This is a genomic window from Alkaliphilus metalliredigens QYMF (assembly GCF_000016985.1).
Taxonomy (GTDB): domain Bacteria; phylum Bacillota; class Clostridia; order Peptostreptococcales; family Natronincolaceae; genus Alkaliphilus_A; species Alkaliphilus_A metalliredigens.
Genome location: NC_009633.1, coordinates 1,274,073 through 1,287,710 on the forward strand (window position 1 = coordinate 1,274,073; position 13,638 = coordinate 1,287,710).

A 13,638-nucleotide genomic window follows, 5' to 3' on the forward strand; every position below is an offset into this window, starting at 1 on the left:
GGAGGACAGTCGATGAAATTAGTAAGCACACGGGTGTATTTAGGTAGAAACATTTATAGTCATTGGCCTGTAGTTAGAATAGATGTTGACCTAGAGAAATACGTAAATATACCAACCTGTGATATTGAAGGGTTCAATGAAAAGCTATTAACTTTGCTACCTGGTCTAAGAGAGCATAAATGTAGTCCAGGCTATGAAGGAGGATTTGTTGAACGATTAAATAGAGGAACCTATTTAGCCCATGTATTAGAGCATATGGCCCTGGATATACAAAATAAACTTGGTTATCGAGTCACGTTTGGAAAAACCCGATATTTAGAGGGTGAGACAATCTATTGCTTGGTTTTCACCTATGAAGATCCAATAGCTGGCTTGGAATCAGGAAAGTTGGCTTTTAATATAATAGACAGTCTTTTGAATAATAAAGCAATTGATTTAGAACAGCACCTGAATGGAATCCAGGGTTTAGTTAGCACCAGTACCTTGGGTCCAAGCACAGCTGCAATTGTAGAGGAAGCAAAAAAGAGGGACATACCAGTTACGAGAATAGGTGAGCACAGCTTAGTGCAGTTGGGTTACGGAAAGTATGGGCGGAAAGTTCAAGCAACGGTTACAGATCAGACAAGCTGTGTTGCTGTAGATACTGCTTGTGACAAGGTTTTAACTAATCATATTCTTCGTAGCGTAGGCATTCCTGTGCCTTTTGGGAAAGTGGTTACTGCTAGGGAACATGCAGTTGAAGTAGCTGAAGAGATCGGTTATCCTGTTGTGGTGAAGCCTGATAATGGAAACCAAGGAAAAGGGGTCTCACTTGAGTTAAGATGCTCTGAAGATGTAGAAAGTGCATTTGATATTGCCAGAGGATTTAGCGATAGGGTATTGCTGGAGACATTCATTCCAGGTAAGCATTATCGAATCGCTGTTGTGGCAGATCAAGTTGTGGCAGTTTCCCAGCGAATACAGACACATGTGGTGGGAAATGGATACAATACAATCAGAGAGTTAATTGACATAGAAAATAGTAACCCCCTTCGAGGTGAAGGACATGAAAAACCATTAACAAAAATTAAAATAGATGATGTGATGATGTTAATTTTACAAAAAACAAGTCGCACTTTAGAAGATGTTCCTAAAAAAGAAGAGTTGATATATCTAAGAGAAAATGCTAACTTAAGTACTGGTGGGATTGCCATTGACGTAACGGATGAAATTCATCCAGATAATGTGAAAGTTGTGAGGGATGCAGTTAGAATAATTGGTTTGGATATAGCGGGTATAGATGTGACGATGCCCGATATCAGTCAATCCATCCGACAAGTGGGTGGAGCTGTAATTGAGGTGAATGCTTGCCCTGGAATTCGTATGCATCACCATCCATCAGAAGGGCAAAGTAGAAATGTGGCAGCATCTATAGTAAATATGTTATTTCCTGCTGAAAAGCCTTTCACAATTCCAATTTTTTCGGTCACAGGGACAAATGGTAAGACGACCACAACACGAATGCTAGCAAAAATCCTGAGACAAAATGGATTAGTTGTGGGAATGACTAGTACCGGTGGTATCTATGTACAGGATGAACTCATTTGTGGAGGCGATGCAACGGGACCGAGAAGTGCAGAGAGTATACTATTGGACAATCGAGTAGAAGTTGCAGTTTTAGAAACAGCAAGGGGAGGACTCATTAACAAAGGCTTAGCCTACGATCTAGCTGATATTGGTATTATCACTAACATTGGGAATGATCATTTGGGAATGGATGGGGTCAATACCCTAGAAGAAATGGCAGACGTGAAAGCACTGGTTACAGAAGCCATTAGGCCACAGGGATATGCAATCTTAAATGCCGAGGATAAATTTGTTGAAAGAATAGCCCAACGAATTACGTGTCAGATTCTCTATTTTGCTAAGGATATGAATAATAAGGTGATCAAAGATCACGTCAATAGAGGGGAAAAAGCTGTATATATTAAGGATGATATCATACAGGTTTTTGATGGTGAAAAAGAAAAACCTGTCATTCATGTGGAGAACATACCCGCCACCTATGGAGGGGTACTCATACACAATATTGAAAATAGCTTAGCAGCAGTTGCAGCGGCCTTTGGACATGGAATAAAAACCGATGTGATTGCTAAAGGACTCAGTCAATTTCAAACAGATGCCAGTACAAATCCAGGAAGGTTTAATATCTTTGAAATGGAGAAATGTCGTGTTGTCATAGACTATGGCCACAACATCGATGGATACCAGAAAGTACTTGAAGGATTGAAATTAATGAAAAAGAACCGTTTGATAGGTGTCATTGGGGTTCCAGGTGATAGAACTGATATTAGCACATTAAAGATAGGGGAAATATCCGGAAAGCATTTTGACCATGTGTATATTAAGGAAGATAAAGATTTAAGAGGTAGAAATCCTGGGGAAGTAGCGAATTTAATGAAAAAGGGATGCGCATTAGGGGGATTAAAGGAAGAAGAAATCCAAATTGAGCACTGTGAAATTAAGGCATTGCAAAAGGCCTTAGAAAGTGCCCAACAGGGAGACATCATTATCGTGTTTTATGAAAAATTGGAGCCCTTGGTTAAACTAATTAAGGATACACAAGATGCAGAAAAAACAATGTCATTAAATCCACAATTAGAAATTAAAATAGAAGAAGCCGTTGGAAAGTTGTAGCCCAAACCAGTAAAATACCTACACAGGAAAGGAGCATCTTTGATGCTTCTTTTATGTTTGATTCCTTTATTAAAAAAACAAAAAAATATAATACTTTAAATGGAATAAAGTCGTATAATAAGTTAATGGTTTAAATTCTTGAAGAATGAGTATTAATAAGGTAATATGATACTTAATATTGAAATGATACCATTGGGGGAGTGATAGTGATGAAAAATGTAGGCGTGTTTTTTGATATTGATGGTACTTTGTATCGAGATTCACTAATGGTAGAGCATTTTAAAAAGTTAATTAAGTATGAAGTGATTGATCCTGCCATATGGCACAATGTAGCCAAAGGAACCTTTCATAACTGGGATAAAAGACAAGGAAACTATGAGGATTACCTATTGGAAATTGCAGAAATTTATATTGGGGCTATGAAGGGAATGCGTAAGGAACATATCGAGTTTATTTCCAATCAGGTGATTCACTTAAAGGGAGATCGTGTGTATCGTTATACACGAGGTCAAATTGAGTGGCACAAGGAACAGGGTCATAAAATTATTTTCATTTCAGGAAGTCCTGATTACCTAGTGAGTAGAATGGCCAAAAAATATGGCGTTACAGATTATCGTGGAACCAAGTATTTTGTTGATGAGGACAATCGATTTACTGGAGAAATAGAGCAAATGTGGGATGCAGAGAGCAAACAGGTTGCAATAGCAGAATTGGTAGATGAACACAATATTGATTTGCAAAAAAGCTATGCCTATGGAGACACAAATGGAGATTTTAGTATGTTGAAGTCAGTGGGCCATCCGATTGCCATTAATCCTGCTAAAGAACTATTACTAAGGATAAGAAAGGATGAAGAACTAAGAAAAATACTGAAGATTATTATTGAAAGAAAAGATGTTATCTATGAATTAAATGCAGAGACAACAATCCTATAATAATAACGAAGATTGTTGTGCAGAAGAGGGCCTAAGGGTCCTCTTTTTCTTGTGAATAGGTTTAGTAGAAAAGTTAAACTATTTTCAAATATATATTGTCAAAATAACATCAAAGGAGTATAATATTAGTATATTAGAAAAATCTAATTTAATAATATTGAAAAGATTTGATCTAGAATTATTTTTGGCTCCAAAGGAATGGTAATAGGACTTATTTCAAGAAAAAAAACGAAAACTGGATAAAGGAAGGTGAAAAAATGTCAAATCAAAACTATCGTCTTTGTGCAAGTTTACTAAAATCATTAGCTCACCCAACGAGGCTGGAAATATTAGAAATTTTAAAGAATCAGGATGGTGAACTCTGTGTATGTGATATCTACGAAAAGCTAGAATTGGAGCAGTCCAATGTTTCACAGCATTTAAAGGTTTTAAAAGATCAAGGAATTTTAACCAGTCGAAAAGAAGGATTAATGGTATTTTACAAGGTAAGCCATTTAGAGATATATGTGATATTGGAGAAGGTAAAATTAATTTTACAAAAACAACTTCAAGAATCGTTATCTCATTTGTTGTAAAATGATGAGGGGGATTTATTATGTTTCAGAGATTTGGTCATTTGGTGGCACCCTATGTGGTGAGATTTGTCAACTGGGTATTACAACTTCTAGGTTTGAATATCCAAACGGGAGATACTTTTTACAATGCAGTTCATTTTTTTATCTATGATAGTATCAAAATCATATTTCTACTTAGCTTTATGATTTTTGTCATTACCTATATCCGAAGTTATTTTCCACCGGAAAAGGTAAAGGCATTGTTGGCTAAATTTCGTGGAATATGGGCATATGTTGTTGCATCGGTATTAGGCGTCGTTTCACCCTTTTGTTCTTGTTCAACAGTACCGATTTTTATTGGTTTTGTTGAGGGGGGGATTCCATTGGGTGTGACTTTTACCTTTCTAGTGACTTCTCCCATTGTGAATGAAATTGCCCTAGGCTATCTATTTGTTACATTTGGACCTAAAATAGCCATTCTATATACCTTAGCAGGGATGACCATTGGAATTGTTACGGGGCTATTGATAGAGAAGTTTAACCTACATCATTTGGTGGAAGAATATGTTTACAAGATGAAGATGGGTGAAATGGAAGCAGAAGTCATGACAAGAAAGCAACGGCTCATTTATGCCAAGGATAGCGTGGTAGATATTGTAAAGGATATTTGGATTTATGTAGTGATTGGGATTGGAATTGGAGCATTAATCCATGGCTGGGCACCTGAGGACTTACTAACTAAGTATGCAGGACCCAATAATCCACTGGCGGTATTTGTGGGTGTACTCTTTGGAATTCCCCTTTATGCCAATGCGGTGGGCACAATTCCAATAGCAGAAGCTTTGATTAGCAAAGGAGTGGGAGTGGGGACCGCTTTAGCCTTTATGATGTCTGTGGTGGCACTATCGCTCCCCTCAATTATTTTATTAAAAAAGGTAATCAAACCTAAATTAATCGCGATATTTGTGGGTATTACAGGAGCAGGTATTGTATTGGTAGGATTTCTATTTAATTGGATTTTATAGTTTAAGGGACATTTGGAAAAATGATAGTCTCATTTTATGGTAAACGATGTTATCTAAGAATAATAAAAGGAGGAAATGATGATGGAAATTAAAATCTTAGGATCAGGATGTAAAAACTGTACCACATTAACTAAAGTAGTGGAAGAAGTATTAGGAGAATTAAACATGGAGGCAACCGTGGAAAAGGTAACAGACTTTCAAGATATTTTAGGCTATGGAGTGATGAAAACCCCTGGCTTGGTGGTGAATGGTACTGTGAAATTTGCAGGGCGTATACCATCTAAGGATGAGGTTAAAAAAGTGTTGGAAGGATAAGATGAGATAAAATAGATTGCATTAAAAAAACCTGTAATCATTGATTACAGGTTCTATTATAATGGCGTTTAATTAACGATGCTAAAATTTGAATCCAGCATTTCTACTTCATCCTGACTTCGGAACATCATTCATAATAAAAAGTGCTGAAGCCATCTGTTTACAGAGGTTTCAGTACTTTTTATTTTTGTTTTGCACTCACTACATCTTTTTAATTATATTGGAGATTTCATTACTCAGTAGAACATTCTTTTCAATTTTAAATATGTCTTGGTTTATTTTGCTCTTAAATAATTTGTCTGAGATCATATATAATTTGTCTACTTTGTAATCAATCTCATCTATAACAAACCCTTCTAGACCATTGATTATTTCATGGGTAGATATTTCAACGTTTTTCTCTTCTAATTTATACTCTAATACTCTCTGGATGACTAAGGCCAAATAACAAATTAAAAAATGTGACCGGATTCTTCGTTCTTTAAAGTGATACACAGGTCTTGCTTTTAAATTTGTTTTTAATATTCTGAAGGACTCTTCAATTTTATACAGGGATTTATAAGCCACCATTATATCTGCTGGATTCATCTCTACTTTATTGGTAACGATGTAAAAATATCCGAAATTCTCTTGTTCTTGTTTAATTTTTTCTTCATCGATCTCAATGTTTATTTTCTCTTTAGGATTATCAACAGCTTTGTAATACTTGCTTTTAGATTTAGTTGTTGAATTAATTGTAAAATCTTTTATATTTTTTTTCGCTCTTTCAAGCATTTTATCTTGTTTAAACATCTCCCGTTCTTTGTAGACATCTGAATATTTTTTTATGATTAATTCATCATAGGTTTCATCATTGTGACTCACTTTTCTTTTACTGGTGATATAGCCGCTTTTATATTTAGCCTCGGCTTTAGAAGTGATGTTCCAAGATGAATTGAATTTCTTCTCTTTTAGATCTTTAGGCACTGCACTGCCCTTAGAACCTACAATGTAGTTAAGCCCTTTGCCACGGATCATTTCTAAGTTAGCCCTTGAATTTAAGCCTCTGTCAGCAACGATAATAATTTCTTTTATGGTGTAATTATTTAATATATCGTCAATGACCTCTTCCATGGTATGTAATTCATGTTTGTTGCCTTTGAAAAGCCTATAGGAAATAGGGATGCCATTTGTGTCTATTAATAAACCCATAACCACTTGTGTTTCATTTCTTTTATTATCCTTACTCATGCCTCTTTCTCTAAAACCGTCTTCATCAAAAGACTCAAAGTAATAGGTTGTGCAGTCATAAAAGGCTAAAGATATATTTCTTTCTGGAACAATCTTTTCCATATGTTTATTGAGATGTTTGAAAAGTTTGTTTTCATTCATTTCAAAATTACTATCATAAGACGTTATTAGTTCTTCTAATTCGTGAGAGGTATTGTTTATGTTAGTTTCTAATATTTTTTTAGCCTCTGAATCAACGGTATCTAAGAGAATCTCCATATCGTTTATGACTTGAATGCCATCTTGTAACGCTTTAGATTTATGTTTATTAAATCCAGAAAAAACATCCAAAGAGGAATAAATATTATCGTTATTTACAAAATTAAAATCATACAGGAAATCATCCTTTCTAGTAGCTACTTCAAGCTTACTAGAAGGATTGAATAATCTACCAAGTACTTGATAGAACATCATATCGCTAAAAGAATAATCAAGTTTAGAGTCTTTGACCATCTTAGAAAAGAAACTTTGTAATTTCAATTGGTTAAAGATTTCTAAGTATGGTAGATAGCCAATATTTTTATGCTTAAGAGAAAGCTTATCTTTTGACATGGATACAATAAAATCTTCAAAGTTTTCAAATCCTCGAGAAGCTTCATCTAGTCTAATTATTTCTTTTAGCTCAGCTTCAGCTTGCACAAGAGCTTTCTTACCTGATTTAGAATCCAAATCATGAGTACCAAAACCTTTAATCTGAATTTTTTTTGATTTCTTAGTTTCAGGATCTCTAATCCCCTTAGCAATTGATATGAAATACTTACCACTTGGTCTTTTAGATTTACTAATATACATGCACAATCCCTCCATAAAATCCCTCTAACTACATTATACATCATATTATTCACCACGACAAGTCGTGGGCGTAAATAAACAAAAAAATAATGAGAAATGTTCAAATTTAAACATTTACTCATCATTTGTTCTGAATTTATGTTCTGAAGTCAGGTTTTAGGCTATGGAGTGATGAAAACCCCTGGCTTGGTGGTGAATGGTACTGTGAAATTTGCAGGGCGTATACCATCTAAGGATGAGGTTAAAAAAGTGTTGGAAGGATAAGATGAGATAAAATAGATTGCATTAAAAAAACCTGTAATCATTGATTACAGGTTCTATTATAATGGCGTTTAATTAACGATGCTAAAATTTGAATCCAGCATTTCTACTTCATTTTTAATGCCTGAAGAAATATAGACGCTACGATCCTTTGTCACAATGACACCTTGGATCTCTTCCAGGGATTCAATTAAATCTAATCCCTTTTCTAAGCCTAAAATAAAGATTGCTGTAGACAGGACATCGGCATCCATACTTTTATCTGAAATAATTGTGACGCTGCTTATTTCATTAGTAGATGGATAGCCGGTTTCGGGATCAATGATATGATGGTAGCGTACATCATTTTCAACAAAATACCGCTCATAATCTCCGGAGGTTACAATCGCTTTATCTGTTAACCCCATTCGAGCGATGACACCACTTTCTCCGATTTCGGGGTTTTGAATTCCAATTCGCCAAGGTGTGCCGTCTGATTTATTACCCAAAGCATATACGTCGCCGCCAAAGTTGACAAAGCCACTTTCAATGCCATTACTTCTTAGAATGCCAACGGCTTCATCTACAGCATAGCCCTTAGCAATGCCACCTAAATCCATTAGCATATGGGGATCCGTAATAAAAACTTCTTTTTCAGATATTTCAATATTGGAGAGATCAATATGCTGTTTAGCTTCTTGGATCTCCTCATCCGTAGGGACTTTTTGCCAATCCTGCCCGATTCCCCAAAGTTCAATTAAGGAACCTAAACCGATGTTAAAAGTACCTTTTGTGATACTGTAGTAATCAAGTCCTGCATGAATGACATCTAAGGTCATCTCATCTACCTGGACAGGTGCAGTGCCAGCATTTAGATTTATTTGCGATACATCGCTATTTTCAATAGATGTACTTAGGGTATTTTCAATTGTCGTCACCTGAGTAAATGCCGCTTCAATTGCTTTTTCGCCTTTGCTTGTGGTAGGTGCATAAACGCTAATCTGACTGTAAGTTCCCAATGCTAACTGGCCATTTTGTACTAACTCAGGCTCTTCTGAACCACAGGCCATTAAAAGGATAGATAAAGTAATGAGTAACAAGATAAGTTTTCCTTTACGCTTCAATGTATTCATTTTTGTGACACCTCTCTTTTTAAACTGTTATCTATTATATCAGAGTGAATAGATGCAAGTAAAGTATGCCTGCTCATTTAGTTAAAGAAATCTCTGGCATAAATAAACTCGCTAAGTTTATCTCTTCTATGGTTTTCGAATTCAGCAAGAACCCGGAAACCATTGTTTTTGTATACATTACGTGCTGCTAGATGTTCACCATGAATTCCGATAAAAACACGTCTTAATTCATAATTCTTATGGCTGAAATAAGATTCCATGTCCTTAAGTCCATGTTGAACAAGTAAATTACCGTAACCCTTGCCTCGGTTTTCGGGTTTGGGTATTGTCATTTGAATAATTTCCACTAAACCCAAAGAAACTTTTTCCCTGATAGACCAAGTCATGGCGCCAATAATCTCTTCATCTAAATAAAGCATTAAGCTTCTATTGATATCAATACAGGCAGTGGCGTATTTGTGGGCCAATTCCTGATCCTGACCATATCGTGAAAGATAGTCTGATACGAAATAATGATAATCATTTTGCTCTGCTAGCCTTACTTTTAACAAAAAAATCCCTCCTGTAATATTCAATAAGATCTGATGCATGATTATAATATTATAACACAATTGAGAAAAATTCTTCGGAAATTTTATAAACGACATATGATAAAAGCAAAAGTCATTCCCATTGAGCACATTATTCTTTTGTATGCAGTATGATAGAGTAAGGAGGAATGTGTCATGAGAATAGCCAGTAGGTATTTAAGACTTGTAGAGCCTTATATGGAAGGGCCCGATGTAATGCACATTCAAGAACGATTGGTTGAAATCGGTTTTTATGATGGCGAGATTGATGGTATATATGATGAAGGGCTCTTTGAAGCAGTTAGAACATATCAAACTGAGTATGGTATTACACCAGATGGAATTGTAGGTCCGGACACATGGAACTCAATAGGCTTAAGCCCTGATGTGATGGTTGATCTTCCAACAGAAGGATATGCAATTGATATTGACTTAGAGCAAAGGATTTTAACATTAAAGCAATATACAGAAATTTTACAATCTTATCCAGTGGCAGTTGGGAAGCCACAAACCCCTACACCACCTGGAGATTGGCGAATTATACAAAAAACACTCAATCCAGGGGGGCCCTTCGGTACAAGGTGGATGAGAATTAATATACCCTGGGGAGGCTATGGTATTCATGGTACAGATGCACCAGAATCCATAGGAACTGCAGCTAGTAATGGTTGTATCAGGATGTTCAATGAAGACGTTGAAGTTTTGTACGATATTGTACCCTTGGGTACACCAGTTAGAATTACGGGAGAAATTTTTTCTGGAAGGATACTCACTATAGGAGTAGAGCCTCGAGCAGACATATTAGATGTGAAAAATATTTTAGCAACCCTAGGCTACTATGAGGGTGAAATTGATATGATCTATGACGAGGAAACAATGGAAGCTGTACGTAATTTTCAAAGAGATTTTAACATTATTGCAGATGGCGTTGTAGGAGTTGACACATATAATAAACTACAGTTAGCCATAGAACAATTTGAAGATAACCGAGAGCCATAATAGATAAAAAAGAGTTGCTTCTCAATTTGAAGTAACTCTTATTTAAGCACTTGAAATTTTTAACAACGCCCGTTTAAAATTTAAGTGCGCTATGAGTCGATGCGACAGCATCAGACGAATTTTTAGGTGAACTTATAAAAAAGCCAATTAAAAGCAATAATCATAAGAAGATGGAAATGTGATACCAGTGGGATAACAAAGGAGGAGTATAAACAATGAACAGAATTCCAAGCCATATAGGGGTAATCCCTGATGGAAATAGAAGATGGGCAGCGGGACAGGGCTTAGCTAAGGAAGCAGGATATGAAAAGGGTTTGAATCCAGGGCTTGAGCTCTATGGTCTTTGCAAAGAATTAGGTGTAAAAGAATTAACCTTTTATGGATTTACACAGGACAATACAAAAAGACCTTCTATTCAACGAGAGGCATTTCAAAAAAGCTGCGTAGATGCAGTAGAGATGCTGTCAAAGGAAGATGCAGAACTATTGGTTATTGGTAACGATAGCTCAAATCTATTTCCTAAACAGCTCATACCCTATAGAAAGCGAACTAAGTTTGGAGAGGGGCGTCTTAAGGTCAATTTTCTAGTAAATTATGGCTGGCAGTGGGATCTGAGCCATGGATTAAGTCAAGAAGTGAAAAAAAATTCAAGCTCTAATGAAAATATCATGACAAACATTGCTTCTGCAGATATTTCACGGGTAGATTTAATTATACGTTGGGGGGGGAGAAGGAGACTCAGTGGTTTTTTGCCTGTTCAATCCATTTACTCGGATTTGTATGTAGTGGATGCGTATTGGCCAGATTTTAAGCCACAGCATTTATATGATGCTTTGGAATGGTATAACCAACAAGATGTTACCTTGGGTGGTTAAATAAAGCGAAGTAAACATATTACTAAGCGACTTAAGACAATTGGACATTTCATTGTCTTAGTCGCTTATGTACTTTATGATATAATAAAAATAAAGCGAGGAGAGATTAAATGAAGGAGAAATTATTAAGTGCTGGAGGCGTGCTGAGTTCAATTTTTTCCATGGTATGCTGAGTGGGTCCTCTGATTTTATTGTCCCTAGGTATAGGTGGCACTGGATTTGCGTACTTGGCTAGAGTAGCACCTTATCGTCCTGTTTTTGTCATATTAGCAGTGGTCTCTTTAGGCTATGCACATTATCGCATGGAAAAATATCCTATGAAAAGAAGTATGGTTGCTTTTATCTGGACAGCTACCATTGTGGCAGTACTGATGAATCTGTCTCCTGTGATTTTAAATATGTACTACATTTTGTCTAGCTAATTGGGGCTTAATCAAAAGGCTATCTGTGATAATGGAACTCATATCCTAATAAGAAGAAGTGTGTAATACGACAAATTATCAGTTTTATTGCAAAAAAAATTTAACTCTGTTATAATAGATATCGAGGTAATTTACGGTATCTATAATTAGGAGGAATTCAAATGACATTTTCTAAAAGAGCATTAATCGTAGGAGTAGTAGCAGTAAGCTTATTAACATTAACAGCTTGTGGATCTGGAGCGGCTACGCCGAGTGAATCTGATGCTACAGGTATGTATACAGATGGGACGTACCTAGGTACAGGAGCAGGATACGGTGGAGATATTGAAGTTGAAATCGTTGTAACTGATGGTGCAATTGCTAAATTAAATGTAGTTGATCATTCAGAGACTGGTGGCATTTCTGACCCAGCTTTTGAAGGTATTGAAGAACAACTAATAGAAAAACAAGATATTAATGAAGTTGAAGTTGTTACAGGTGCAACAAAAACAAGTGATGGACTAATTGAAGCAATCAGTGCAGCTTTAACTGATGCCAAGTAATTCATAACCTATAGCTTTAAAAACTAGCAAGAGACCTTTATAAAGGTCTCTTTTTTACGTGGGAATTATTGGGAATAGTGAAAAAGATCTATTTAAAGAGATGGGCAGTGGGATGTTTTCGGTCTAAATCTCTTGCAAAAAAACATGATAGAAAGATTTGTTAACTGATGTGATAAATAAAAAGGGAGAAAATTCATTGCGATATGTTGACAGATGTGCTGAAGAAATGTAAAATAAAATCAATGAATGGATTTTTATTCACTAAAAGTAATAAATAATTATGAATCTCATATAATAAACTGATAATATAATCATTGAGTCAACAAAATGTAAGGAGGTGGCTTGGGATGGAAAGTAAGAAAACGGAAAAGCAGTATGAAAGCAAATGGAATGTGAAGCTACAGGCGAAGCCAACAGAGGATGTAGCGTATAAGGTGTTAATTGAAAATCGTAGAAAAAGAGCAGAGAACTGGAAAAAACAGTAGCATCCCCATGGATGCTACTGTTTTTTTGCTTAACTTGATATGTGTGTCCTGGGGAATCCCTAAATTGGATTGAGGATTTGGTCAAGAAACTTGCGTGTACGGGGATGCTGAGGAGCTGTGAATATGGCTTCAGGTGTTCCTTCTTCAATAATCACACCATCATCCATAAAAATAACACGGTCTGCCACTCGCCGGGCAAAATCCATCTCATGGGTAACAATGGCCATTGTCAATCCTTCATTGGCTAAATCACTGATTACCTTCAGCACTTCCCCTACTAGCTCTGGATCCAGGGCAGAGGTGGGTTCATCAAATAAAATGATTTTAGGGGACAGAGCCATGGCTCTGGCAATACCGATCCGTTGCTGTTGGCCTCCTGACAGTTGGATGGGGTAGGTAGTTGCTTTATCAGGTAAACCCACCTTGTTTAATAGTGCTTCACCTTTAATTTTAGCCTTTTTTTTATCCATACCCTTTACAGAGATCAATGCTTCGGTGATATTTTCTAATGCTGTTTTGTTCTTAAAAAGATTGTAATTTTGGAAGACCATGGTCGTTAATTGACGTGCCTGATTAATATCATTTTTTGATGCCTTTGCCACATTGATTTTTAATTGATCGATCTCAATAGATCCTTCCTCAGCCCTCTCTAGAAAGTTAATGCACCTGAGTAGCGTTGATTTTCCAGATCCAGAAGGACCTAATATGGCGATTACTTCACCTGAACTTATTTTTAAATCAATACCCTTGAGCACTTTTAGATCACCAAACTGTTTATAAAGTTTTTCAATTGTTAGCATATTATTC

General features: G+C 36.1%; 14 protein-coding genes and 1 pseudogene. 11 read left to right on the top strand and 4 right to left on the bottom strand.

Going from position 1 to position 13,638, the window contains the following annotated elements; all coding sequences use genetic code 11:
* Window positions 1–12 precede the first annotated feature (12 nt).
* The 5 genes from cphA (at window position 13) to AMET_RS06070 (ending at window position 5,505) form a co-directional block, all read left to right on the top strand.
* Window positions 13–2,676, top strand: a complete 2,664-nt coding sequence (cphA, locus tag AMET_RS06050) for a cyanophycin synthetase (RefSeq protein ID WP_012062476.1) — start codon at window positions 13–15, stop codon at window positions 2,674–2,676.
* Window positions 2,677–2,885: 209 nt separating this feature from the next.
* Window positions 2,886–3,611, top strand: a complete 726-nt coding sequence (locus tag AMET_RS06055; protein ID WP_012062477.1) for an HAD family hydrolase — start codon at window positions 2,886–2,888, stop codon at window positions 3,609–3,611.
* A 257-nt stretch (window positions 3,612–3,868) separates the two neighbouring features.
* The gene (locus AMET_RS06060) at window positions 3,869–4,186 is read left to right on the top strand and encodes an ArsR/SmtB family transcription factor (RefSeq protein ID WP_012062478.1); all 318 of its coding nucleotides are present in this window, start codon (window positions 3,869–3,871) and stop codon (window positions 4,184–4,186) included.
* Between the two features lie 20 nt (window positions 4,187–4,206).
* Window positions 4,207–5,190: a permease gene (locus AMET_RS06065; protein WP_012062479.1), complete on the top strand. Its 984-nt coding sequence runs from the start codon at window positions 4,207–4,209 to the stop codon at window positions 5,188–5,190.
* A 75-nt stretch (window positions 5,191–5,265) separates the two neighbouring features.
* Window positions 5,266–5,505, top strand: coding sequence for a thioredoxin family protein (locus AMET_RS06070; protein WP_330368703.1), 240 nt, complete (start codon window positions 5,266–5,268; stop codon window positions 5,503–5,505).
* A 201-nt stretch (window positions 5,506–5,706) separates the two neighbouring features.
* Here AMET_RS06070 and AMET_RS06075 read toward each other — a convergent pair whose 3' ends face one another.
* Window positions 5,707–7,566, bottom strand: a complete 1,860-nt coding sequence (locus tag AMET_RS06075; RefSeq protein ID WP_041720424.1) for an IS1634 family transposase — start codon at window positions 7,564–7,566, stop codon at window positions 5,707–5,709.
* 165 nt (window positions 7,567–7,731) lie between these two features.
* On the opposite strand from AMET_RS06075, the pseudogene AMET_RS27185 reads away from it, so the two are divergent.
* Window positions 7,732–7,830: pseudogene (locus tag AMET_RS27185) on the top strand (thioredoxin family protein); the annotation flags it as partial.
* Between the two features lie 68 nt (window positions 7,831–7,898).
* Here the strand turns inward: AMET_RS27185 and AMET_RS06085 are convergent.
* Together AMET_RS06085 and AMET_RS06090 are read right to left on the bottom strand one after the other, a co-directional pair.
* Complete coding sequence (locus AMET_RS06085; protein ID WP_012062482.1) at window positions 7,899–8,939, bottom strand: FAD:protein FMN transferase; 1,041 nt, start codon at window positions 8,937–8,939, stop codon at window positions 7,899–7,901.
* 77 nt (window positions 8,940–9,016) lie between these two features.
* The gene (locus tag AMET_RS06090) at window positions 9,017–9,490 is read right to left on the bottom strand and encodes a GNAT family N-acetyltransferase (protein ID WP_012062483.1); all 474 of its coding nucleotides are present in this window, start codon (window positions 9,488–9,490) and stop codon (window positions 9,017–9,019) included.
* A gap of 174 nt (window positions 9,491–9,664) precedes the next feature.
* Here AMET_RS06090 and AMET_RS06095 point away from each other — a divergent pair, with 174 nt between their 5' ends.
* The 5 genes from AMET_RS06095 (at window position 9,665) to AMET_RS25610 (ending at window position 12,831) form a co-directional block, all read left to right on the top strand.
* Window positions 9,665–10,507: a L,D-transpeptidase family protein gene (locus tag AMET_RS06095; RefSeq protein WP_012062484.1), complete on the top strand. Its 843-nt coding sequence runs from the start codon at window positions 9,665–9,667 to the stop codon at window positions 10,505–10,507.
* Window positions 10,508–10,722: 215 nt separating this feature from the next.
* Window positions 10,723–11,382: a polyprenyl diphosphate synthase gene (gene uppS, locus AMET_RS06100; protein ID WP_012062485.1), complete on the top strand. Its 660-nt coding sequence runs from the start codon at window positions 10,723–10,725 to the stop codon at window positions 11,380–11,382.
* A gap of 110 nt (window positions 11,383–11,492) precedes the next feature.
* Entirely contained in the window at window positions 11,493–11,804 is a 312-nt protein-coding gene (locus AMET_RS24180) for a mercuric transporter MerT family protein (protein ID WP_250634603.1), read from the top strand.
* A 161-nt stretch (window positions 11,805–11,965) separates the two neighbouring features.
* Window positions 11,966–12,346: an FMN-binding protein gene (locus AMET_RS06110; protein ID WP_012062487.1), complete on the top strand. Its 381-nt coding sequence runs from the start codon at window positions 11,966–11,968 to the stop codon at window positions 12,344–12,346.
* A gap of 347 nt (window positions 12,347–12,693) precedes the next feature.
* Window positions 12,694–12,831 carry a hypothetical protein gene (locus tag AMET_RS25610; protein ID WP_157047169.1) on the top strand — a complete coding sequence of 46 codons (138 nt, stop codon included), beginning with the start codon at window positions 12,694–12,696 and terminating at the stop codon, window positions 12,829–12,831.
* A gap of 59 nt (window positions 12,832–12,890) precedes the next feature.
* On the opposite strand, the gene AMET_RS06115 is transcribed toward AMET_RS25610, so the two are convergent.
* A complete protein-coding gene (locus AMET_RS06115; protein WP_012062488.1) occupies window positions 12,891–13,631 on the bottom strand; it encodes an amino acid ABC transporter ATP-binding protein in 741 nt (246 codons plus the stop codon).
* Between the last annotated feature and the right edge of the window lie 7 nt (window positions 13,632–13,638).